This is a genomic window from Rubripirellula reticaptiva, from assembly GCF_007860175.1.
Taxonomy (GTDB): domain Bacteria; phylum Planctomycetota; class Planctomycetia; order Pirellulales; family Pirellulaceae; genus Rubripirellula; species Rubripirellula reticaptiva.
Window position 1 is genome coordinate 1,712,593 of record NZ_SJPX01000001.1, and the last position, 23,585, is coordinate 1,736,177.

The 23,585-nt window shown below is 54.0% G+C and carries 20 protein-coding genes; 7 read left to right on the forward strand and 13 right to left on the reverse strand.

The window, feature by feature from the left end:
• Window positions 1–120 precede the first annotated feature (120 nt).
• The 10 genes from Poly59_RS06115 to Poly59_RS06160 all read right to left on the reverse strand — a co-directional run bounded on the left by Poly59_RS06115 (window position 121) and on the right by Poly59_RS06160 (window position 13,730).
• On the reverse strand, window positions 121–1,341 hold the full coding sequence (locus Poly59_RS06115; protein ID WP_146533108.1) for a M14 family zinc carboxypeptidase: 1,221 nt from the start codon (window positions 1,339–1,341) through the stop codon (window positions 121–123).
• Window positions 1,342–1,463: 122 nt separating this feature from the next.
• Complete coding sequence (locus tag Poly59_RS06120; protein WP_146533109.1) at window positions 1,464–2,420, reverse strand: sugar phosphate isomerase/epimerase family protein; 957 nt, start codon at window positions 2,418–2,420, stop codon at window positions 1,464–1,466.
• A 210-nt stretch (window positions 2,421–2,630) separates the two neighbouring features.
• Complete coding sequence (locus tag Poly59_RS06125; RefSeq protein ID WP_146533110.1) at window positions 2,631–4,211, reverse strand: sulfatase; 1,581 nt, start codon at window positions 4,209–4,211, stop codon at window positions 2,631–2,633.
• 103 nt (window positions 4,212–4,314) lie between these two features.
• On the reverse strand, window positions 4,315–6,093 hold the full coding sequence (locus Poly59_RS06130; protein ID WP_146533111.1) for an arylsulfatase: 1,779 nt from the start codon (window positions 6,091–6,093) through the stop codon (window positions 4,315–4,317).
• A 270-nt stretch (window positions 6,094–6,363) separates the two neighbouring features.
• Window positions 6,364–8,013 (reverse strand): LamG-like jellyroll fold domain-containing protein, encoded by a 1,650-nt coding sequence (locus Poly59_RS06135; RefSeq protein WP_146533112.1) that lies wholly within the window; start codon window positions 8,011–8,013, stop codon window positions 6,364–6,366.
• Window positions 8,010–8,540, reverse strand: coding sequence for a sigma-70 family RNA polymerase sigma factor (locus Poly59_RS06140; protein WP_146533113.1), 531 nt, complete (start codon window positions 8,538–8,540; stop codon window positions 8,010–8,012). The genes Poly59_RS06135 and Poly59_RS06140 overlap by 4 nt, the downstream gene beginning before the upstream one ends.
• Window positions 8,537–9,505, reverse strand: coding sequence for an alpha/beta hydrolase (locus Poly59_RS06145; protein WP_146533114.1), 969 nt, complete (start codon window positions 9,503–9,505; stop codon window positions 8,537–8,539). The genes Poly59_RS06140 and Poly59_RS06145 overlap by 4 nt, the downstream gene beginning before the upstream one ends.
• A gap of 24 nt (window positions 9,506–9,529) precedes the next feature.
• Window positions 9,530–11,977, reverse strand: coding sequence for a DUF1592 domain-containing protein (locus tag Poly59_RS06150; protein ID WP_146533115.1), 2,448 nt, complete (start codon window positions 11,975–11,977; stop codon window positions 9,530–9,532).
• Window positions 11,978–12,034: 57 nt separating this feature from the next.
• Window positions 12,035–12,397 (reverse strand): four helix bundle protein, encoded by a 363-nt coding sequence (locus Poly59_RS06155; RefSeq protein ID WP_146533116.1) that lies wholly within the window; start codon window positions 12,395–12,397, stop codon window positions 12,035–12,037.
• A 61-nt stretch (window positions 12,398–12,458) separates the two neighbouring features.
• The gene (locus Poly59_RS06160; protein ID WP_186776041.1) at window positions 12,459–13,730 is read right to left on the reverse strand and encodes a DUF1552 domain-containing protein; all 1,272 of its coding nucleotides are present in this window, start codon (window positions 13,728–13,730) and stop codon (window positions 12,459–12,461) included.
• A 448-nt stretch (window positions 13,731–14,178) separates the two neighbouring features.
• Here Poly59_RS06160 and Poly59_RS06165 point away from each other — a divergent pair, with 448 nt between their 5' ends.
• The 5 genes from Poly59_RS06165 to Poly59_RS06185 are packed head-to-tail and all read left to right on the forward strand — an operon-like array spanning window position 14,179 to window position 19,450.
• Window positions 14,179–14,724, forward strand: a complete 546-nt coding sequence (locus Poly59_RS06165; RefSeq protein WP_246151414.1) for a sigma-70 family RNA polymerase sigma factor — start codon at window positions 14,179–14,181, stop codon at window positions 14,722–14,724.
• Window positions 14,721–15,740, forward strand: a complete 1,020-nt coding sequence (locus Poly59_RS06170) for an anti-sigma factor (protein ID WP_146533117.1) — start codon at window positions 14,721–14,723, stop codon at window positions 15,738–15,740. Before Poly59_RS06165 ends, Poly59_RS06170 begins: the two co-directional genes overlap by 4 nt.
• A gap of 40 nt (window positions 15,741–15,780) precedes the next feature.
• Window positions 15,781–17,223 (forward strand): metallophosphoesterase family protein, encoded by a 1,443-nt coding sequence (locus Poly59_RS06175; RefSeq protein WP_146533291.1) that lies wholly within the window; start codon window positions 15,781–15,783, stop codon window positions 17,221–17,223.
• Window positions 17,220–18,704, forward strand: coding sequence for a sulfatase-like hydrolase/transferase (locus Poly59_RS06180; protein ID WP_146533118.1), 1,485 nt, complete (start codon window positions 17,220–17,222; stop codon window positions 18,702–18,704). The genes Poly59_RS06175 and Poly59_RS06180 overlap by 4 nt, the downstream gene beginning before the upstream one ends.
• A gap of 29 nt (window positions 18,705–18,733) precedes the next feature.
• Window positions 18,734–19,450, forward strand: a complete 717-nt coding sequence (locus Poly59_RS06185) for a hypothetical protein (RefSeq protein WP_246151439.1) — start codon at window positions 18,734–18,736, stop codon at window positions 19,448–19,450.
• 334 nt (window positions 19,451–19,784) lie between these two features.
• Here Poly59_RS06185 and Poly59_RS06190 read toward each other — a convergent pair whose 3' ends face one another.
• Window positions 19,785–20,081 (reverse strand): transposase, encoded by a 297-nt coding sequence (locus Poly59_RS06190; RefSeq protein WP_246151416.1) that lies wholly within the window; start codon window positions 20,079–20,081, stop codon window positions 19,785–19,787.
• Between Poly59_RS06190 and Poly59_RS06195 the strand changes: the two genes are divergently transcribed.
• The gene (locus tag Poly59_RS06195; protein WP_246151417.1) at window positions 20,080–22,158 is read left to right on the forward strand and encodes a YHYH protein; all 2,079 of its coding nucleotides are present in this window, start codon (window positions 20,080–20,082) and stop codon (window positions 22,156–22,158) included. The genes Poly59_RS06190 and Poly59_RS06195 overlap by 2 nt on opposite strands.
• Before the next feature lie 51 nt (window positions 22,159–22,209).
• Window positions 22,210–22,866 (forward strand): HlyD family secretion protein, encoded by a 657-nt coding sequence (locus tag Poly59_RS06200; protein ID WP_146533120.1) that lies wholly within the window; start codon window positions 22,210–22,212, stop codon window positions 22,864–22,866.
• A 79-nt stretch (window positions 22,867–22,945) separates the two neighbouring features.
• Here the strand turns inward: Poly59_RS06200 and Poly59_RS06205 are convergent, their stop codons facing one another.
• Both Poly59_RS06205 and Poly59_RS06210 read right to left on the reverse strand, forming a co-directional pair.
• Window positions 22,946–23,260 (reverse strand): hypothetical protein, encoded by a 315-nt coding sequence (locus Poly59_RS06205; protein WP_146533121.1) that lies wholly within the window; start codon window positions 23,258–23,260, stop codon window positions 22,946–22,948.
• The gene (locus Poly59_RS06210; RefSeq protein WP_146533122.1) at window positions 23,261–23,452 is read right to left on the reverse strand and encodes a hypothetical protein; all 192 of its coding nucleotides are present in this window, start codon (window positions 23,450–23,452) and stop codon (window positions 23,261–23,263) included.
• Window positions 23,453–23,585 lie beyond the last annotated feature (133 nt).

Genomic DNA, 23,585 nt, shown 5'->3' on the forward strand with positions numbered 1-23,585 from the left:
GGGGTCAGATATAAGAGGTAGGATATAGGCGGGATTCCCACTATAGCAGCCAGCGTGAGCGTGCGTGCATGAAAAGATGCGGCGCCGGGGAGGTCACGGTGTTTGCGGACATCAAGTTTTTCATTCTTCAAAGTAGGCATCAAACACATCGCAAAGTTGACGCCCATACAGCATCCAATTCTCGGCCGACGGACGTTCCTGTAGGCCCTCGATCCAATTGGCGTTCAATTCATGCACCGCCGCGTCGATACCAAATCGTGACCACCATCCCTGGCCCAAGGTCGCCGGGCTGTTATGGAAAGCACCAGTGGTGCCTTCGCGAAACCACGACTTCGCTCGCAGTATTTCTTCGAGTCGTAACATGCGGACTAAGTAGTCGGAATTGTCGGCGTCCTTGGTGTCACTCAAATGCAGCTTGCCGCTGGAATCGTTGTGCATTTCCAAAGCGAGATGAGGCCGTTTGCCTGTGTCCAGCATCGTCGTCAACCATTCCTCAAGCGCCGCATTCTCCGGACACAGTTGGGGATTCGCCGGCGCATCCCAGTCTCGATTGAGATCCTTGCCGAGCATGTTGAATCGACTGCGTCCCATCGCAACGCCGTCCTTGTTCGCCATCGGCATGACGTAGACGCAGAAGTGGTCGAGGTAGGCTTTGTCTTTATCGTCAGCCGTCGCAATCAGATGTCGAATCAATCCTTCGACAACCCAGTTGCCACCCGATTCCCACGGGTGAGCGCGTGCTCTGATGAACACTCGGTGTGGTGCATCCTCTCGCCCCACACGCACAATTTCTAGCGGACGGCCCTGCACCGTTTTTCCAATCGTTGTGATTTTAACCTGCGGATGTTCACGAATTTCATCGAACAGACGATTGAGTTCACTGATGCGATACGGCGGCAGGCGTGCGACATGTACACTGCCCGATGCAGGAACGTGAAGCGTGAATTTCAGTTGGCTCGACTCCGCTAAGAAATCAGTCTCGATCGGCTGCCAGTCCCTACCATCTAGGCTGATGAATGTGATCGTTTCGTCATCAGCCGCCAGACCGATACGCCCGTTGTAGACATTGTGAAAGTTGTTCAGTATCAACGAGAGTTCACAACCGGGCTCGGCGTCGACTCGAAAGTGCCAGTGCAAAGCAGCCCGATTGGGTGACTGTCGCTCGTGGTCATACAGCAGGTCCACTCGTACGGTTCCGTCGTCCAAGAGTTCCCAGTCGAGCGAAGACCCGTTTTCGATGCTGGTGTCAATGAAATGTAGCTTGTCTGCACTTTGGGCGGTCCCAACGCTTAAAACAATCATTGTCGTTACGAATAAAGCACAGCAAATGATTCGTCGCATGGCGTGGTCTCGTGGTTCAAAGGATCGTCTGGAAAGACCATCATAGCGCCTCGGTCCGGACGACACTCTGGTTTGCTCCGTTCCTTCGAAGGTTCTTCAAGAAACTTGTGCAGTGCGGGTGGCTAAATGTCGTTTGATTTCAGACCACAGTTGCAGTTCTCGCGGAGGTAATCGATGCTCTTGAGGAACTCGGCTCGCTGGTGCTGTTGGTCGAACTCTTTCTTGTTAACGCCAGACGCGGGTTCGTCGACTTCGATGGCGTGCCCGCGACGGCATAGTTTCAGGAAGTCTTTGATATCGGCTGCTTTCAAGTCGGGATAGCCCTTCCAGTGCTCGTCGGTCAGGAAAGGGATCGGTCGCGCTGAATTGGAAATCGATTCAACGAAGATCGGCATTCCAGGTTTCGACTTCGCAAGCGTCTGCACGTAGGTCGGCACATCCATCAACCCGTCACCGACCGCGGTCCACTGAAAAGTTGCTCCTTCGTCGGATTCCCAAACCGTGTAATCTCGCAGGCTGTTACAGACAACATGAGGTGCGAGTGATTGCAGGTGAATCATGGGGTCTTCCATCGCCCACAGTCCGTTGCCGGGGTCAAGCATCACGCCGCATACATCGGTTCCCACGGCTTCAACCAGTTCAAGTAATTCTTTGCTGCGAAGATCGGCCGCATGATTTTCGAAGCCAAATTTGATGCCAGCATCCTTTGCGAGTTTGCTGGATGCTTTCAATACTCGAACGGCTTCATCAATTCGCGGCTGAATTCCGCCGGGTAGGAAGCGGTCGTCGATGCTGCCGATGCGAACATTCACCACAGGCGAATCGACAGTGGTCGCTACTCGAATCGCCGTTGCCAGCAGGGTCTGCGCATCGCCCCACTGGTCAGAAAACTTTGCCGCGTTTTTGCAGACGGCACCTGCACCGATGTAGATCTTCAAATCATGTTGGTCGGCCAAATCCTTGATTTGCAGAAGGTGCGATTCTTCGAGGCTTTCGAAATAGTGGAAGCCATTGAGTAGTACCGCATCGAGGCGTTGCTCGGCGGCAAATTCAATCAATCGTTTTGCTTTCCACTTCATCCCTCGTAGCGAATGCCCGTCGAGTCCGAGCGGGATGCGGGCTGGATTGCCTACGTCAGTTGCAGCAAGGTTCGTGTCGAGCCCCGCTGCAGCAATCGTGGTGGCCGTGCCAACGAGAAAATCGCGGCGCCCGAGTGATTGGGGGGAAGAGTCATTGGAACGTTCGTCGAATGAGTGTTGCGTGTTGGGAATCGGCGGTCGTTGACCTTGTCATTCTTTGCTTGACGTTTTTTGACCAGTCGAAGTGTAGGGGCGGTACTTTGGCTCTGGCTTGTAGTTTCCTTTGCCCTTTTCCCAGCGGAAGGTGTCGCCTTCAATCACAAGGTCTTTTCGCAAATTGAACTTTGCTTCCGGAGTTGCAAATGTCTGTGGAGCGAACTTCCTTAGTTTGGCCTTCACGTCTGCATATTTGTCGTCAGAAGCAAGGTTGTTCCACTCGTTGGGATCTTGGCGCAGGTTGTAGAGTTCTTCGCCGTCGTCGCCGTAACGGATGTAACGCCAGTCACGATTGATGATGGCGTATTCGCCTGGAGTCATGTACGGCAAATAGACATTGCGATCGTTTGCTGACGCAGGATCGCCCAGCGTCTGCGCCAACGACTCGCCCTCGAGTGGTTGATGAGGCTTCGGCAGATCGCACATCTCGACCAGCGTTGGGTACGTGTCAATCAAACTGACCGTGACGTCCGTCTTGGCGCCGTCGGTGACTCCGGGGCCAGCCCAGATGAACGGTACATTCGAGGTGCGTTCCCAGAGCGTGTGTTTGCCCCATTGACCTTTTTCGCCATGATGAAAGCCGTGGTCACTCCACAACACCACGATGGTATTGTCGGCGTAAGGGCTCGAATCCAATGCGTCGAGGATGCGGCCAAGCATCGCATCGGCATAACTGATGCAGGCAAGGTACCCATGGATTGCATCATCCATCGCTCCCATTTTGACGAGATTCTCGTGATGGAAGCGTTTTCGAATCTCAGTCCGCTTGCGCATCTTGGGCGGTAGGTCTTCCAAGTCGTCTTCTTTCATCGGAGGCATCGCGATCTCGGCCGGATCGTACAGATCGAAGTACTTCTGTGGGCAATAGTTCGGGTCGTGTGGCGAATAGAGGCCACAGGCAAGAAAGAACGGTTTGTCGTGTATCCGTTGTAGTTGTTTGGCGGCCCAATTGGCCCGAATCGTGTCGGCCATCTCTTCTTCTTTGTCGTTCGGGATGGCGGCCCATTCAAGGAAAAGTCCGGCTTTGAACTTCTTGCCTTGGTTGTAAACACTTGCCGGAAACGGTTGAGGGACAGGTGTTTCGCTACTCCAAGATTCGAGCGGCCAACCGCTTTCACGCTGGCTTTGGTTGCGGAGGAAAAATTCGGTCCAGCCTCGCTGGTCAATTGCACCCTCGGGGTGATGAAACAGTTTGCCGGCGCCAAGGGTCGTGTAGCCGGCCTTAATGAAGCTCATTTGAAGGGCTTCGATTTCGGGATGATGCACGAAGTAGGTGGGAGTCTCGTAACAGCCCGTTGTTGACGCGTACTGACCTGAAAAGATGGCCGCGCGACTGGGGGCACAGAACACGCCTGCCGTATGTGCGTTTGTAAAGTTGACACCGCGCGCTGCAAGTCGATCGATGTTCGGCGTGATGGCCTGCGGTGTCGTCTCAAGGCACCCAATCCAGTCGTTCATGTCATCGACGGCCAGGAACAACACGTTGGGTTGCGAGTCGGCGGCGTCCAGCGGCGCGATGCCCAAAATAAGAGCTGGAACTAAACCAAGCAAAGTCCTTGGGAAGCAGTTCTTCATGGAATATCGATCTCGATTTTGAAGGGGCTGGGACGGGCGAAACGTGTTTCGCGAAATCACAAAGCGGCAGGGCAAGAGACCGATTGCGACTTTCATTCTCGCTTTACTTTCGTTTCAAGATCACCTGATGCGGGCCTTGGGTTTTTCCGTCGAAATTCACTTCAACATCCAGCCTGACCTTCCCCGCAGGAATCTTCAGTTGCGCGATGTTGCCAAGTTGCTTGCCGGCAGGAATATCAAGCTGTGTCGTGGCTTTGCCTGCGGTGATCGTCGCGGTTCCCATCGGCGGCGGCGACGCAAACAAGACCTCTACTTCGTAAGCGGCGTCGTCCAACGCTTCCAACAACCAGAAGCCCGCCGAATCTTGTGCCCACGGTCTTCCGCGAAGATGTCGCCAGTCTTGACGTGTCAGAACGGTCGTTAGCTCATCTTCGGTTCCGATCACAATTCGCGGCGGGGCATAATTGTCGGGCCGCGTCGAGCTGACATCCTTGAACCAAGCCTCGTATCCTGCAGAGAGTCGCTGCACAACGTCAGGCTGTTGATCGGCTAAGTCGTTGTTTTGGCGAGGGTCTTTGCTCAGGTCATAGAGCTGCAGCTTTGGCTGGCCCTTGAGTTTTTCGTTGCCGAAGCCACTCGGATGCACTAGTTTCCACGGTTCCTCATGAATCGCGAAGTGATTGAATAGCTGCGGCTGGTCGCCGCGGTGAGATTGGAATACGACTTGTCTTGTTGGCCAGTCTGAATCTTCGCCCGTTAACATCGGCAAGAAACTTCGCCCGTCCAGATGTTGTTCTGCTGGAACGGTGACATCACACGCATCAAGGATGGTGGGTGCGACATCGATGTGCGCGCACAGCTTGGTCACGGTCTTGTTGGCCGAAACCTTTGCAGGCCAATGAAACAGAAGCGGCGAGCGAATGCCGCCATCGTCGACGCCGGTCTTCATGCCGCGCATGTTGCCGACATACCGCATCGTGTTCGGGCCGTTGTCGTTCAGATAGATCACGATGGTGTTTTCAAGGATGTCAAGCTCGACGAGCTTGTCAAACAGTCGACCGACATTCTGGTCAATGTTCGTAACCATCGCCGCGATCCGAGCCAGTTTGTCGGATTCCTGCTTGAGTCGATCTGGACGAAAGTTGCCGATCATGATCGGGGAGAAATCGACTTTGCGATATTCCTCGTATAGTTGTTGGGGCACGTCGTCGAAGGGCCCGTGGGGCGCGTTGGTTGCAATGTAAGTAAAGAAGTTGTCGCCCGACTCAACGCTGTCGCCAATGAATTCCATGGCGGCGTCAAAGAAGATGTCCGTACAATATCCTTGCTTTTTGACCTCGTCGCCGTTCTTAAAAAGCGTCGGATCGGTGTACTTTCCTTCGGCGCCGATGGGATCCGACGGTTGGCCGATCCCACCACCACGATGCACAAGACTGTCCTGAAAACCCTGGTCCATTGCCCGCAGCGGATAGTTGTCACCGAGGTGCCACTTTCCGTAGATGCCGGTCCGGTAACCAGCCTGCTGAAGCGACTCTGCAAGCGTCACTTCATCAGGGTCCATCATCGACCGGCCAACGTACGTGTCGATGCAACGAGTCCGGTAGTTGTACCGGCCAGTCATCAGGCTGGCCCGAGTCGGCGCACAGACTGGACTGACATAGAAGTTGCTCAGAAAACCGCTGCGTGAATGCATCGCGTCAATGTTCGGAGTTCGGATCAACTCGTTGCCCTGAAAACCATAGTCGCCCGTCCCCTGATCGTCGCTCATGATCAGAATCACGTTGGGCCGAGACACGTCTGGTGCGGCGCACGTAAATTCAGTGGCAGTGCAAACCAGAAGCAATGGCAGGACGTAAAGCAGGTGTTGTGATTTCAGTAGCATGGATTGTCAGCCAGTTGAATAGTCGGTAGGGGAATGCAGGAATCAAATAGTCGGAAACTGCTCGTGCATTACGCAACCACCTGATCCTAGCACGACTCGCCAGCGAGTGTTCCTTTGCGTAACACTTGCCGGTCGGTTGTTAATCGATTTCTGGTCGTGTTTTAGTCTGCGAAAGAGCGAACCGTAGACACGATTTGGCAGAGCGAAATAGGACCGATCTACTGCGTTGGATTACTTGTTGGCGAGTGGTGCTTGTATCGGAATCCTTCATCAGTTCGGAACTCCCAACTCATACAAGTTCGTAATCTCGTCGCCGGACAACGGTTCTTGATAGATCAAAAACTCATCGACTCGTCCGTTCAGGTTTCTAACTGGAAACGACTCGCCTTCAATCGGCAAACCCCAGTTTCCAATCTCACATGCACCGAACGTCACTTGGCGTCCATCCTGATGATGTTCGCTGAACTCACGACTAACTTCCTTGCCATCGAAGTACTGCACTGCTTCGCCAGTCGTTGCATCGAAAGTAACCGCAATGTGATGCCAACGCCGACCGGCGGCGTTGAAGATCGGCGGCGTATAGTAAATCTGGTTCTGACGATTCGGTTTGCGCTTCTGTTTTGCATCGTTTGGGGACCGCAGGTAGTTAACGGAGAACATCAGGCGGCCCGATTGGTCAATTTGCCAGTGCGGTTCTCCATCTTCGTATCCGTCGGATAACAGCAATGCGTTGTACTTGCGGTCCAGTCCGTCGACTCGAAGCCACGCGGCCATCGTTAAACCTTCATATTCATCTTTCCCCAAATTGATGCGGACACGGTCGCCGGGGCTCTTGAACTCTAACGCAGGTTTGCTGGGCCAACGTCCGTCAACCCAGCGGGCGCCGACGGCGGAACCGTGACTATACGGACGTTTCGGAATCGCAAAGTTGTTGACAAGTCGATCCCACTTCTCATCTTCCCAACGCCAGAATTGATAGCAGCCAATGATGCGTTCATCTGAACGCACTTCATTCATCGCCGTACGCCATTGTTTTGTTTTTGTTTGATAGTACTCTTCCTTGCGTCGTTCAAACTCCTCCACGCTCGGAAAGTCCGCTGGATTGGAGACGCCCGCCACGACAGGAAGGTCGGTAGCTTTTTTGAGACTGCTGCCTTCACGGATGATTTGCATTTGGGAGCCCGGTACATGAGCTTCGACTTCGCCATCGAAAACATGTAGAGATGATTCGGCCCCATCGACCTGGACAGCGAACTCGGTTCCAAGATCGACGACTTTCATGCCCGGAAGTGTCAGGCGGAAACCGATCGCAGGTGGAGGCACGTGCATCGTGACTTTGCCTTGCGCACACTCTGCTTCCCAGGAACTGATCAACTGCACTTCTGCCGCTTCGTCGATCAGCATGGTCGCACCGCTGAAGAAGTCGATTTGCACCGCACCGGAAAGCAACTTGAGCTGTCCCGGTTGCAAGGAGTCACCTTCTTGATACTGCACTTCTCCGGCAAATTTTGCGTCCACCACACGCGACAGCACCGCGCAGCCTGCTTCGACGACTTCGTCCGAGTCATTGGAGGCAACTTCTGAGGCGGCAATTTGTGGTTCCGCATCACGATTGCGGTCGAGTCCGATTCCGTAGCCGATCGCGAGTAACAATACGGCGGCGACAGCGGCGAGAATGACGACCCGAGCACTCACGCCTTTCGCTTTCGTCGATTCTCGTAACGAATCAGCACTAACAGGCGTTTCGATCACGACTTCACTCATCAGCCGCAAATCTGCGTCCAAGCCACAGACGTCCACAAATTCGCTGCGTCGATCTGCGGAGCTTTCCAGCACAGTTTGAAGTTCCGCAGATTCGGTCTCAGTGAGCGAACCGTCGAGCCAGTTGGAGACAAGTTCCATGAATCGTAAGTCGTTCATGACAATCCCTGATCTGCAAGCGTTTGTTTCACACACATCAAAAGTTTTTGCCGAAGTCGATGAACGGCCTTATAGATCGCCTGTTCGGGACGAGAATTCTGTTGAGCGTACCCGCGAATGGTGACGCCCGGCTGATGCACCTTGAGGATCAATTCTCGTTTGGCCTGGTCGAGCTTTTGTAAGCATCCTTCCAGAGCTTGCTGTCGATCTGCGTTGCCAGCAACAATGTTGCCTACTGAATCAGCTAACTGTTCGGCGAGTTTGTCCGAAAACACCAACGGGCTTCGGGCAATTGAACGTCGATACTTGAGCGACTCAAATCGAGCGATCGTCATCACCCAACCACCAAAACGATTGATGTCGTCAAGCTCGTCGAACTTCTTCCATGCAATCAAACTGGTTTGTTGAACGACCTCCTCCACATCGTGCCACGTTGGAACGAGCCGGCGCACGTAGGCCTTCACGGCTGACTCTTCCTCAATCAGCAGTCGCACGAATGTTTCGTAGCTTGATGAATTCTCGTTCATTCCTCAGTGCCATCCGTGCTGGCGGTTTGGTTCTTTAGCGTTCGATCGAAAAAGGGAACGGCCGCGTCCATCATCTGATCGAACCAGACCTGCTTGACCGTAAACGGATGCGGGGCGTCTTTGATGATGGTCAGTCCGTTCTCAATGCCAAAGTCGTCCATCTTCTGACGCAGTGAATCGGCGCGAGTGCTTGAGTCATCTTTCTCGCCGGTGATGAGCCAAACCGGTGGATCGTTCTTGTCGAGGTGGGCCAGTGGTGAAGCGAGTCGGTAGGTCTCGGGGACTTCCTCTTGCGAACCTCCGAGAAACTGTTGCCAGATAGCTGCACTCGCTGATTTTTCACGGTTTCGCTGCGACATGAAGTCCGTCTGGCCGCCCATCGGAACCACCGCTTGGATCGCGCTGCTGAATTCGGCGTTGCCACCGTCACCGTCGAGTTCCGCAACTCCTGCCGACGTTGCCAGCAGCGCTGCCAGATGACCACCCGCGGAGTGGCCGATTGCGCCGATGTGGTCAGCGTCGATGCCGAACTCGTTCGCATTGGCACGCAGGAACCGGACGGCCGCTTTGCAGTCGTGAATATGAGCCGGGAACTTTGCTTCCCCGCTCAAGCGATAGTCAATCGACGCCGTCACGTAGCCTTCCGCTGCGAGGGCTTGAGCGACATTGCGATGATGAATCTTTGCTCCTTTTCCCCAGCCGCCACCGTGAATGCAGACGATCGCCGGCAACATTCCCTGCGCATTCTTCGGACGATAGAGGTCCATCTGCAACGTTCGGTCCCCGTACTTTGCGAACGTCACGTCAAGTCGTTCGTCCAACCGTTCCAAGGTGGCCTTTGGAATGACCGTCTTTCCGTCAGCACCAGGGGGGTTGTCATCAGCAACGCCAGACAGTCCAGAAGCTGTGCAAAGTAAGCCCAGCAAAACAGCACGGGCAATGGGCAGATGGGGAATCGTAGTCATAGTGCGTTTCAGTTTGGAAAGTGGTTAGTTATCAATAAACACTTCGCTAGTGACGATCAGTTCAACCAAATTGTGCAAACCATCACCTTTTGCGGTAAGCTTGCCAACGATCGATTCGATCACTGGCCGGTCTTGGAAACCAACTTCTCGCCCTAGTGCGTAGGTGAGCATCTTTTCGGTCAGACAATGAGCGAACTGATCCTTTTGTTTTAAAAGCAATTGCTTGAGCTGGGCGATATCAGTAAACGATTCTCCCGTCGGCAAAGTTCCGGTGGTGTCCACCGCGCCAATGGGCTTTCCCTTGCTGTCATAATACTCGCGACGAAGCGAACCGATGGGATCGAAGCTTTCTAGAGCGAATCCGATCGGATCAATTTTGCGATGGCACTCGGCGCACGTGGCGACATTACGATGCTTGGCAAGCTGTTGACGAATGGTGGTGGCGCCTCGGATATCCGGTTCCAGCGGCTCGACATCCGGCGGCGGTGGCGGAGGTGGTGAACCGAGAATATTTTCCAGCACCCAGATGCCGCGAGTGACCGGCGAGGATTCGACTCCATTGGAAGTTGCTGTCAGCACACTCGCGTGACCGAGCAGCCCTCCGCGAAGCGAATTTTTCGGCAGTGAAATTCGCCTAAACTCGTCTCCCTCGATCGTGGGCAGACCGTAATGTGCGGCCAGATAGCGATTGGCGAACGTAAAGTCCGAATCAATGAAATGTTCAATGCTCAGGTTTTTATGCAGAACCTCTGCGAAGAACAGCTGGGTTTCCCGTCGCATCAACGGCTCAAGCTGTCGATCATAGTAGGAAGTAAACTTTTGCGTGTCCGGCGGCATTGATCCGAGTTCATTCAGGTGCAGCCAACTGTTTGTGAAATTCACGATGAACGCTTCCGCTCGCGGGTCTTGCAACATGCGTCGCGTTTGAGCGAGCAGCGTCTCGGGTTCACGGAGCTTTCCGCTGGCAGCGGCGCGGAACAACTGGTCATCCGGCATCGAACTCCACAGAAAGTACGACAGGCGCGACGCGAGTCGGAACGCTTGATCGCCGCTTTCACCGGCATCAGGTGGAGTTTCCACGTACAGAAAATTCGGCGAACAGAGGATCGCTTTGCAAGTTGTCAGAAATGCGGTCTCTTCGGATTCGCCAGCGCCCATTCGTGACTGGCAGAAAGTCTGATACCGAGCGACTTCCGATTCCAACGGTGGACGACGGAAAGCACCATATAGAAATGGTTCGAGTGACCGCTGGTGCTTGTCCGCCAATAAATCTGTCGTCGATTCGTCGCGTTGCTCCGGCCCGGCGATTTCCATTTGATGGATTCGCATGCGAGGCCCTTCGTAGGCGTCGGACATCCAGACGTCGAGAATCTCGGAAGGCTCCGTCGAGAAGACATCTTTCCAGTTGTTCGTCAACGTTTCGGGATGGTACTTTTGCACCAACTTCACCAAGGAAGTTCTGAAGTTCAGCGGCCCGTTGGCGTAGCGAATGACGGGCACAAATCCTTTGTCCAGCCAAACTCGGAACTCGTACACCTTCGTCTGGTGATCGAGCAGCGGAACGGTAGCCACGACGCGGTCGGAAGAATTTTGCCCCGCCGCCGGACGAGCGACTTTGGGGTTGGTCGCAATGACTTGCATCTTGATCGGCTCGGTACGATCGACTTGCAAAGAATTGGGCGCGTAAGGATGCTCGCGGTTGATCCCTTCTGCCTTGACGCGAATGGTGTAATGCCCGTCTGCCGGAACACCTTTGAATCGAGTGGCGTGGACCCGCGGTAGACTAGGATCGCTGTGGCCGACGTCGACATAGTCGCCTGTTGGATTGACCTCAAAATAAACAAACGGACGGAATTGGTATTTGCGTTGGCACATATCCTGGGCTCGCAACAATTCGTTAATGGGGGCGACGACTGCTTGAGCCTGAACGGCTTTGTCGATGCTCTGCGAAGCCGCGTCTAGATAGCACTGCAACAGGTAGTCTGACAGAACCAAACTTTCGCCGATGTTGTCGAAACCGTCGACTCGATCGTCCGCTGGGAATGACGTGGTCGGATCGAACGAGTCCATGTTGACTCCAAGAAGATCGCGAATCGTTTTGCGGTACTCGTAGCGATTGAGCCTCCGGAATTGTTCATGACCACCCGATGCAAGGGCGTCGCGAGCCAGTTCGAGCTGACGTGAAACGGTGGCGACAAATCGCTTGGTCTCATCGGCCGAAGGTTGCGGCTCGTCCTCGGGAGGCATCTCGCCAAGATTGACGACGTCAAGAATTTCCTGCCACTGTTCCGCGATTTGATAGTCCGAAAGCTCAGCTTGCAACGTGTCGAATCGTCGATCCGCGTTCTGTTCCTCCACGCCGTGGCAGCGAATGCAGTGGTTTCGCAGGTAGGCCTTGGTGTCAAAGTCGTTATCGGCGGACAGGCACGTCGATGGGAAGAGCAACAGGATTATGAGGAAGATATTTTTCATTAGTTATTTGATATTAGTCATTTGTCATTGGGCGAGTACTTGTCGGGGCGATGGTGATTACGTTTGCTTGGCTGTCTTGATCGATGCGTTCAGGATTCGGCAGAGTTGTTGGTTTTCGTCAATCAGGTCGTTAAGCAATTTTGACGGCATGAGTTCGGCGCGAACGACCATTTTCAGCCAGACACAGCTTTCGTTGAGTTCCTTGAGCGCGATCCTCAGCTTGTGAATAAAATCCGCGTTGCTTTCGGCTCCACGTGCTTCCGCGTAATTCGGTGCTGGTGAAGTGCCTGATCTCAATAACTGATTTGCAATGTGCTTTCCTGCGGGTGACTTCGGCAACGCGTCAGCGACTCGAATCACTCGGACAGCAAAATCAATCAGCCGCTCTTCAATCTCATTCGCCTTCGCCGCATCCCCCATCGCCCCAGCCTCCCAAATGACAAATAACTAATCCCAAATAACAAATGAAAAATCTGTTTTTTTAGCGAAGCCCCGCAAGCGTACCGGTGCTGGTTCCGAAGCGATCGGATTCCACACCAAAACGCTGTAACATCGACAGGTACAAATTGCAGGCTGGCGTCTGCGGGCCTCCAGTTGCCGGGTACGCCTTGTGCTGGCCGTGCTCGAAGCCACCACCAGCCAGCAGCAAAGGTAGCTTGCGATTGGAATGAGAACTCGCGTTGCCAAGACCACTTCCGAACAACACCATCGTTCGGTCCAGCAGCGATGCATCCTCGGCAACCTGCGAACGCTTCAGGCCATCCAAAAACCTCGCGAGCTGCGAGGTGTGGAACTGTTCAATGACGCCGAGCTGCTGCAGCTTGGATTCATCGCGACCGTGGTGCGAAAGGTCGTGATAACCCTTCGTGACACCCGAAAGCCCCGAGTCGCCTGTCCATCCGTGAATAGCCAGGGAAATCACGCGAGTCGAATCGGTTTGCAATGCCAACTTCATCAGGTCGTAGAACAGCGCAACTTCTTCGGTGAAACTGGTCGGCAATTGTTTCGGCAACGTGTAGTTCGATGTTGGCTTCGGTTTGTTCAACCATACCTCCGATTGTTCCAATCGCTTTTCGACTTCGCGTATCGAAGTAAAGTACTCATCAAGTTTTGTCGAGTCACCGAGACTGATTCGCTTTTCGAGCGCCGCCGCATCCTCACCAACGACATCCAGGATGCTGCGGTTGACGGCGAATGCACCAGCCTGTCGTTTCCGCTTTGATTGAGGTGTTTCCAAGAACAACGCATCGAACATGGTTTGCAGTCGCGTGATCGTTGGAATCTCGACACCGTTCCGCGTCCACGAAACGCCGCCACCGCCCAGCCCCACTTGGATGGATTGATATCGCGTCTGGGCACCGGCAAACTCAGCCGCCCGTTGATCGACGCTAACGTTGCCTTCGGGATATTGTTTCGCTTGATCCGATCGAATGCCTGACAGAAACGTGTGCGTCGACTGATGCCCGCCCGTGACTCCTGGATGATCCAAGTCAGAGAAGACGGTGAAGTCGTTTTTTAACGCCGCCAACGGAGACAACAAGCGAGGCAACTCGTAGTCGCGACCGGTTTGCTTCGGAAAAAAGTCGTTCGGATAGAGCCCGTATTCAAGGCCGACGCAAACCATCCGCATCGGTGATCCTGCCGCGCCTTCTGCGGCCTCCGCGTATTTCGGTACCGCCAGGGACTCCAAGAACGGCAGAGCAACGACGGCTCCAGTTCCACGCAGCAATTGTCGTCGGTCGAGTCGATTCATCTTTCCATTCCCTGTGAATTGGTCATCCTGCGATTTTGTCGTCGTTGGGTGAGGATGCGAGCTATCCTCTCTCTCCCGGACCCTCGAAAGTTGGACAACCAACTTTGTGATTCTCGAAAAAGATTGAAATTTCACTTCTCGGGGTCGGTTGCGGAGTCAGGGCACAAGGGTTGTCACAATCGCTGCTCACCAATTCCCAACCGCACTACCAAATACAAGTGCATTTGCATGGCTCAATCGATCCACTGCAGTTTCCGAATGTTTGGGTTAAGTTAACGTTGCTCGGTGAGAATCGACGGAGTACGGCAGCTGCGACCAAACATACGTACTCGCGAAAACTGGTGCATGTTGTCCGCGTTGAGAAATCTTCAGGGAATTTTGTCCCCAAACGTCCGTTTCGCGACAGTAAGGGTGTTGGAAATTTTTCAAATCCCATTTGGACGTTGTTTTGGACAAAAAGGCGCGAACAGCATTTGAGATTCTGGCCCGCGAAAATTCGCGGATGCTGATGGTGTATTTGCGTAGTCTGGTCCGAGACGAGTCGGCGGTGGACGACCTGTTTCAGGAAGCAATGGTTGTTGCGTGGCGGCGGCTGGATGAATGTAATCTGGATCAGCCGTTTGGGCCGTGGCTCAGAGGCATTGCTTCTCGGTTGGTGCTGGCTCACTACCGCAAACAAAAGACCGCTCCGGTGATGCTGCATGAATCGGTGCTGCAGGTCGTAGACCGTCACTTTGAGAACATCAACCTGTTGGCGGGCGACACGTGGGACGACAAAGTGGCTGCTCTGCGTGAATGCATTGATGCGTTGCCCGAGCGGCAGAAGTCGGTGATCGGTGGCAGGTACTTCGATAATCTGTCCGCTGCTGAAGTGGCTGAGCAATTTGAGTTGTCGCTGGAAGCTTGCAAAAAGCGGCTTCAGCGTGGTCGCACGATGCTGGCTGAGTGCCTGAAAACGAAAGGCGTCTTTTCAGTGTCGGAGGCGGCGTCATGAGTGATCAAATTCACAAAGTTCTGTCTGAGTGGTTCGATAGTGACGCTGAGATTCCGGAAAGCGACAGTGATGTTTCTGCCAGTGAAGCAAGCGAGATCGTTGCTGATTCGATACTGATTCACGGGCTGCTGTCCGACATTGGAAGCCGCGAGAACGATGCTGATCGGATTCACGCTGTAATGCAGCGGATTGATGCTGAGTCTGAATCATCTCTTGTGACCAATGTAGCCCCCGATGAGCCACAACGACGGCGTTGGTTCGCGATGCTGACCTCCGCTTTGACGATCGCGGCCGCCTTGATGGTGATGTTCTTTGTTTTCGGTCCGCATCAAAGCGTTTCCGCAGCGATGGCTTCGCTTGAGAAAGTGGTTGAAGCTGCAGCCAAGCCATTTGATCGCACTTACAGCGTTCGTGTGATTGACGAATACTCCCGCGACAAGCGTCCGCGAAACATGCCGCAGGAAGATTGGGATCGCGAAACAGAAGAGCAAATCGACGGGTCGACGTTGTATGTTCGCGGAGCCAATCAGTACGTGATGACGGTGATGCTGAACTCGGGAGAGAAACGGACTTCTGGTTTCGATGGAAAACAAAGCTGGGCGTTCCGTCAGAACGGCCCCGTCCGCGTCAGCACCGATCCCAATCGGTTTCGTGGCGGAGTACCGGGCGGGCAGCAAGACATTCCGTTTCTAAACATTCACGCAAACCTATCGCAGTTGCGGACTGGTTACGACATTGAACTGGGCGACGAGCATGAGAACGCGGGCAACGGAGCGGCCCTTTCAAAGTTGATTGGCGTTCGTAAGTCGCGAGATGTGCGAGGCCCCAAGCAAGTTGAAATCTGGTTCGATGTGGACAACGGCACCGTTCACAAAATGTTGCTCGATGGACTCCCGCGTGGCGGAGGTGGTCCCAAAAGCTTGACGCTGGAATTGATTGACCAATCTGAATTGGACTCCCAGTTCTTCTTTCACGAATCACATCACGAATTGGGACGGAGAGTCATCAGTGAATAGTTTTTCTAGGTTCCTTCTCCTTTTCGTCATTGCCATTGCGATGTCGATGCTTGCGTCAGGAAACGCAATCGCGCAAGACGGGAAGCAACGCGGTGGTGGAAGCCGACTTGGCGGCTACACAGAACCGCCTCCGGTGAACAACGTCCCAAATCATCCCTTCAACATTCTTTTGGGAAGATTGACGGACACCAGTGGAACCGTTCGAGTGCTATGTCACTGCGATGTGAATGCGTATCTGAGCTATGGCGATCAGTCTGAAAAGCACACAAACAAGACCGAGGTCCGTCAGCTTCACGCTGGTGAGCCATTCGATTTCGTGATTGGCTCGCTCAACAAAAACTCGCGATACTACTACCGGCTTGTCTACGAATCAGACGGCAAGACGGTGGAAAGTGACGAGTACACCTTCCACACACAGCGAGCTTCTGACAGTCCGTTTGTCTTCACCGTGCAGGCGGATTCGCATCTGGATGAGAACACTAGCGGCGAAGTCTACTTGCGAACTCTTGGCAATGCGTTGGCTGATCAGCCCGACTTTCACTTCGCTCTCGGCGACACGTTCATGACGGGCAAGTACGTGAAGCCCGACCTGTCACTGCCTCAGTATCAGGCTCAGCGTTACTACCTCGGTCACTTGTGTCATTCTGCATCGTTGTATTTTGCGTTGGGAAACCACGATGGCGAGTCAGGTGATCGCGGCTCGAATGTTTGGGCCACGACCACTCGCAAACGCTACCTCCCGAATCCGTTTCCGAATGACTTTTTTACCGGCAATGAACATCGTGAGGCAGAAGTCGGCTTGCCGGAAAATTACTACCAATTCGAGTGGGGTGACAGTAAATTCATCGTGCTTGATCCGTTTCGTCACACGACCGTTCGCAATCGTGGCGGGGAAAGCGACAACTGGAACTGGACACTCGGCGAACATCAGTATCAATGGTTGAAGCAGTCACTGGAACAAAGCGATGCCAAGTTGCGATTCGTATTCCTGCATCATTTGGTCGGTGGCAGCGATCGAAACAACCGGGGTGGAGCGGAAGCTGCACCCTTTTGGGAATGGGGGGGCAAAAACGAATCAGGAGAAGATGAGTTCGCAGCGAAACGACCAAACTGGTCGAAACCAATTCACCAATTGTTGGTTGAACATGACGTCGACATTGTCTTCCACGGACACGACCACATGTTCATCAAGCAAGACCTCGACGGCATTGTCTATCAACTCGTTCCGCAGCCGGGACATCCGCGTAGCGGCACGAAGAGTGCTGTCGAATATGGCTATCTCAGCGGCGATATCCAAGGCAGCAGTGGGCATGTCCGAGTCCGCGTTGATGGCGATTCGGCTCGCGTCGATTACGTCCGAGCTTATTTGCCGGCGGCTGAAGGCGGGAGCCAGCGGAACGGCGATGTGAGCTATTCGTACATGTTGGACCGAAGAGATTCACGCAAAGGCGCGAAGACGCCAAGGCAGGAAGAAATAGAATGACCTCGATAAAGAAACTTTGCGTCCTTGCATCTTTGCGTGAGACATTTTTTCTACTTTGTATCACGTTGCTCTTATCGGCAGCCTCACGTGCCGCTGATCGTCCGAACATCGTGTTCATGATGTCCGACGATCAGGCGTGGAATGGACTTTCTGTACCCATGCACCCCGATCTGGATTGGTCGAAGAGTTCCATCGTCGACACTCCCAATCTCGAAAAGCTAGCCGCACAAGGCATGCGGTTTTCAGCGGCGTATGCGCCGGCATCGGTCTGTTCGCCAACTCGAATCAGTCTGCAAACAGGAAAGAGTCCTGCTGCCATGCACTGGACGAAGGCAGCGCCAGCTGAAGAAGGTCACAAGATGGTTGAACCTCGCAATATTCGCTCGATTCCTGCTTCGGAAATCACCATCGGCGAACTTCTGCAGTCTGCTGGTTATGCGACCGCTCATTATGGAAAGTGGCATATAAACGGCGGAGGACCTGCAGCGAATGGCTATGACGAGGGCGATGGCGACATCGGCAACGAGTACGCTCACGACTACGGCGATCCGAACCCTGCGGACATCTTCGGCATGGCAGATCGTGCTGTGGCTTTCATGAGAAAAAACAAGGAGGCTGGCAAGCCGTTCTTCGTTCAAATGTCGTGGCACGCATTACACGCTCCGCAGAATGCGATGAAGACCACTCTGGCCAAGTACGCTCAGAAAATGGGTAGCAGTGTCGACGACAAACGAGTCGGCAGTGCGGCGATCGCAGAGAATCTGGACACCGGAGTTGGCATTGTCGTCGATGCGATCGATCTTTTGGGACTCGCCGACAATACCTTCGTGATTTACATGTCCGACAATGGCAGTGGCGGCGGGGGTGGTGGCAAAGGAGGAGGCAAACGTGGCGGTCTGGCCGGTGGCAAGGGTGGCGTGTGGGAAGGCGGCATTCGTAGTCCCATGATCGTCCGCGGTCCCGGTGTGCCAGCAGATTCATGGTGCCACGAACGAGTCGTCGGCTATGACTTTTTTCCCACGTACTGTGAATGGGCTGGGATTCCATCGTCGAAGCTGCCACGAGACATAGAAGGTGGCAGTCTCGCCAACTTGCTGGATGATGGCAAAGGCAACGTGAAACGCCCTCGTGAAGAAATGGTGTTTCATTTCCCGCATTATCAAGGTGGTGACGGACCGCATTCGGCGTTATTCCTCGGCAATCGCAAACTGATGAAGTTCTACGAGGACGGCCGCCTCGCGTTGTTCGACATTGCAGCAGACATCTCCGAACAAAACGATCTGTCGAAACAGTTGCCTCAGATGGTGAAAGAACTGGACAGCTTACTGGTAAGGCATCTCGACGATATTGACGCCCAAATGGCGACTCAAAACCCGCAATACGACCCAGTTAATCCACCAGTCGCACGCAAGGGCGGCGGTGGTGGAAACAAAACGGAAAAAAACAAGAAACCAAATCCGAACAGAAGGGAAAAGCGATGAACCGAATTGCACAAACTCTAAGTGCGCTGATGTTGATGGCAGTTGCTCTGTCAACCGTGAACGCACAGCAACCGCCTCGGAAGCCCCGCATCGACGACACCATCAAAGCGAACGTCTACGCGGACAACTCGTTCAAGCTTTACATCAATGGCGAACTGGTTGCCGTCGATTCTGTTGCGTTTGTTCCTCACAACGTCGTGTCGGTTGATGTGTTGCCTGCGTATCCGATGACGATTGCGGCCATGGGCATCGACAACGCTGATCCTAAAACTGGAATGGAATACGCAAACACCAGCATCGGTGATGGCGGATTCATCTTGAAGTTTGGCGACGGTACCGTGACCAACGCGTCATGGAAAGCGAAGAAGTTCTCTTGGGGGCCGATTGATGGCGACATGAAGAACCCGCGCGTCGAGAGTATTCCAGTTCCTGACGATTGGTTCACCGTCCAGTTTGACGACAGCAATTGGCCTAACGCCAAAGAATACACCGAGGAAGAAGTCGGGCCAAAGGAGCCCTACTTTGAGCATGACTTCACCGGAGCGAAGTTCATTTGGTCCGATGATGTGAAGCTGGACAACTTGGTCTTGTTCCGAACCTTTGTGAAATCACCGCCCGATGGAAAAGAACGCCCCGACTTTCGTGGATTAGCGGAAGTCGTGCCACAAGGTGGCGGTGGCGGACGACAAGGCGGCGGTGGTCGACAAGTGGGCGGGGGAAACGGTTCACAGAAGCCACCTCGATAGATAGCAAGTTCAAGATCGCAATAGCCAGTCGACAAAGCTTGCGGCGTTCAAGTTCGACTCATTCACATCGCGACGCCGATTGTTTAACCCCGTTGGGGTTGGATGTAGATCGGGATTCGAGACCCGGGGTGCGCTGCGCGACCCCGGGCTGTGCTGTTGAACGCTTTCGGCGTGAATCTCAATCCCAAGCGTAGCGCTCGTCAATTTCAACACCATACTTCGCACACAACCGACGGAATTCCTCTTGAAACGTTTCCTTCCGATGATGCTCTTCCTGATTCGTGATGTATTGCTTCAACGCGTCGACGTGACTCGGGCTAGCCGAGAACGCTCCTTATCCCGTTTGCCAATAGAAGTTTCCAATCTTCAATTCGGTCTTCGCCCATTCAGAGGAATCCTTCTTCAGTTCACGGATCAACTTTGCGATATCGATCGTCTTCCCCAACCGACACAGAAGATGAACATGATCTTCCACTCCACCGACGATGACGGCTGGACATTTTTGGTTGCCACATACACCGGCGAGGTACGCATGCATTCGCTTCCGGGATTCGGCATCCCGTAGCAACGCTTTTCGGTACTTTATTGAAAATACAATGTGAACATAAATCTGAACGAGAGATTGACCCATGAATGCTGTCCAGTATGAAGTCGTTGACGTTCTACGTGGAATCGACCGCGAAGTGGTGCAACAACACAGCCCGGGATCGCGCAGCGCACCCCGCGTATGTAAGCGAAATATGCCCGGAACCTCAGCGGGGTTCAACAACCAACGGCCCAATCCAGCGAAGGATTGTGCAACCCCGTTGGGGTTGAAGTTGGATTCACTATCGTTACCCAGGGTGCGCTTCGCGACCCTGGGCTTTGTTGTTGAACGCCTTCAGCGTCGGTTCGCCATCGCTGCTGCTCTGTTGTTGATCACAGCGTTGACAGACCGCACCGCCAACGCTCACGAGGGCCATTCACACGCACCTTTGCCTGAAGCAAAACAGAAAATCGTTCAGCTCAACACAGAGCCGCCGAAGCATCATTTCGTCGTATTTCAAAACGGGGCGGAAGCAACCGTGCCCGAGCTGGCCAAGCTGTTTCAACCATTCGAGAAAACCGTAAACGTTCGGTTCGACAATGATTTCCTCTTCGTTGAATCCAATGGCATGCCAGAGCATCCGATGATGATCGGCATTACCGCTTGGCAACAACAAGTACCGTTACCGCAGGCGTATTTCGGTGACAATGCTTATCGAATTCCGTTGCATCCGGTGCCAGCGAAGAATCCGATGTCAACGAAGGAGCATTTCTTTCGTGGGGCGATTGCTGTCGCGGTCAACGGGATACCGATCTTCAATCCGATCAAGAACGATGGCAAAACGGATACGTTGCAAGCCGGTGAACTTGACCAATGGGGTGGGCACTGTGGTCGAGCCGACGACTACCACTATCACATCGCTCCGGTTCATTTGGAGAAGATCGTTGGTGCGGGTAGCGCCGTGGCAGTCGCTCTGGATGGCTATCCAATCTACGGCTACAACGACCCGAATGGACAGCCTCCCACGGACCTCGATTGGTTGAACGGCCACAAAGGTCCCGATGGCAAGTATCACTACCACGCAACAAAAACATTCCCTTATTTGAACGGGGGATTTTATGGCGAGGTTGTCGAACGAGACGGGCAAGTTGATCCGCAGCCACGAGCTCGACCTTTGCGACCGTCACTGTCCGGACTCAGGGGTGCCAAGATCAACGGCTTTGAGAGTCCAAAGCGGGGCAGCTATGTGTTGCTCTACGATGTCGATGGCGACAAAAGGTCGATCAACTACACCGTCGCCGATGACGGGTCAGCAAGGTTCAATTTTGTATCGCAGCAAGGTACGAAAACCGAAACGTATACACCGCGTGAAGGCGGCGGTGCCGGTGGAGGCGACCGTAATGGAGCGCCGTCTCCTGATGAAAAACGTCCACCGCAAGGCGACCGACCGGCCAACCAGCCCAACGGTCAGCGTGGGGGCGGCGGTGGCCAAGGAGGTCAGCGAGAAGGTGGCAGCGGCCGCCAAGGCGGCGGTCAAGGCAGCGGAGGGCAACAGCAAGGCGGCGGTCAGCGACAGGGTGGAGGAGGCAATCCGTTTCTTCAAGCACTTGACGCCAACCGCGACGGAATCCTCGACAAAGCCGAGATACAGAACGCAACAACCGCACTTCTCACTCTCGATAAAAACAAAGACGGACAAATCTCCGGCGAAGAACTCCGTGGCCCCGGTGGTGGACAAGCCGATCGCCCCGATCAAGCGGGCGGCCCAAATGTAGGCGGCCCGAATGCGGGTGGTCCAAACGCTGGTGGACAGCGCGGACCACAACCCGGTGATGGTCCACGTCAACCTTGGATTCTGGTTCATGCCGACGAAATCGATCTCGACAAGAACAAGATCATCAGTCGCGATGAAATCGTTGGTGAAGCGACCAAGGCTTTCGATGGTTACGACGCCGACAAAGACGACACGCTGACCGATGCCGAATTGAACAGTCGCGGCGGATCACGCAGCGCCATGGGCGGCTTTCTGAAAGGTCACATGAAAGAAATCGATCGCGACGGCGACGGCATCCTGACTCGAGCGGAAGCCGTCGGCAACGCCGAACGCATGTTCGCCAAGATGGATACCAACGGTGACGGGAATATTTCAGCCGAAGAAATGGAAGCCTCACGGCGAGAATAAACGAGCCGCCAATCATTTCGACACGATTGGATTGAGCGTTCCAGATCCAACATGAATCGATTCGTTTCCAAAACACGATGGCTCACACGTTACGTGCTGCCGACAATCATCCTTGTCGGCAGTGCCGTCGCGTTTTACCCCATGGGTTCGACGCCGGAAGTGCCTCGCAAGCCGAAGACTGCCATCAAGGCAACGGTTGTTGAAGTCGCCGAAATCCATGCACTCGATGGACCGCTGACCATCGAAACGACGGGCGAAGTGGTCCTTCATCGCGTGTTGTCGATCGCTTCGGAAGTGGAGGGGCGAATTGTATTCAAGCACCCAAATCTTCGGGTCGGCGAACAGGTTGACGCTGGTGAAACGCTGATAAAAATCGATCCACAGCGATTCGCGTTGACTGTGCAGCGACTTGATATCACGGTGAATCAAGCCGCAACAACACTCAAACAGCTTCAGCAAGATAGGGCGAACCTAGCGGAGCAGGTAACGCTCGCTCGTCAGTCACAACAAATTTTGGTTGATGACCTTGAGCGAATCCTGAAACTCGATCGATCGCAGGCGACATCAACTTCTCCGTCAGCGCGAAGTCCGTGTCGCCTCGCAAGAAGACTTTGCGAAAGCCCGCCGAGCGACAACGCTCAGCGGCAAGGTCGAAGTAGAACGCGGAGTTTTCATTGCTGGGTCGATTGCCGCTTCGGTTGGCGCTGAACAACGGTTCGCGTGTATTGGCCAGCGTGACGACCAGTGGATGGTAGCCCGATTGTCCCTTGTAGTTGATGCCGATGCCTTACTTCTTTTCGGCGGACGTTTCGATTTGTGTACCATCGCCTTTGATGACCGCACAGTCAAAGAAGTCGTCGAGTTGTTGTTTCCAAACTTTCGCACGTACGCGATTGAAGGCGTTCATCAAGTGCAACACGTCGGCTGTAACAAAGCGACGACAGAAGTCACCCTCGGTGGTCGGATCGGGAATCCGATCGGCGCCCACTGCGCTAAGATAGGCTTCGTCCTGTCGGCGGACTTCAATGTGCTCAAGGCAATTGCCACTGGCGAGCAGGTTCAAAGCGATGTTGAAGACATGATCGGCCTCGTCGTAAGGCATCTACAACTTGAAGAGCGGAATGGCTCGATTGATTTCCTTTCGCAGGCCCAGTCGTTTGGCCAGTTCGATCAGCGCGCCGATGCCGCCTGCGGCGATCGCTCGCTGCTTATCCGCCAGTTCGTACTTGATGCTCTCGGGCCGAATCATCGGCGAAGCACCGGACCATTTATTTTTGTCGATTGGCCGCAGCATTTTTCGCTAGCGTGCTTTGGCCTGTCGCCTTACTTTAGCGTTCGCTCGAAACCCTCGTTTGCGTGCGTGAATTGAAGTCTTAGTAACCTCCAATACACGCGTAAAACGCCGAGGGTTTTCGAGTTCTTCAAAA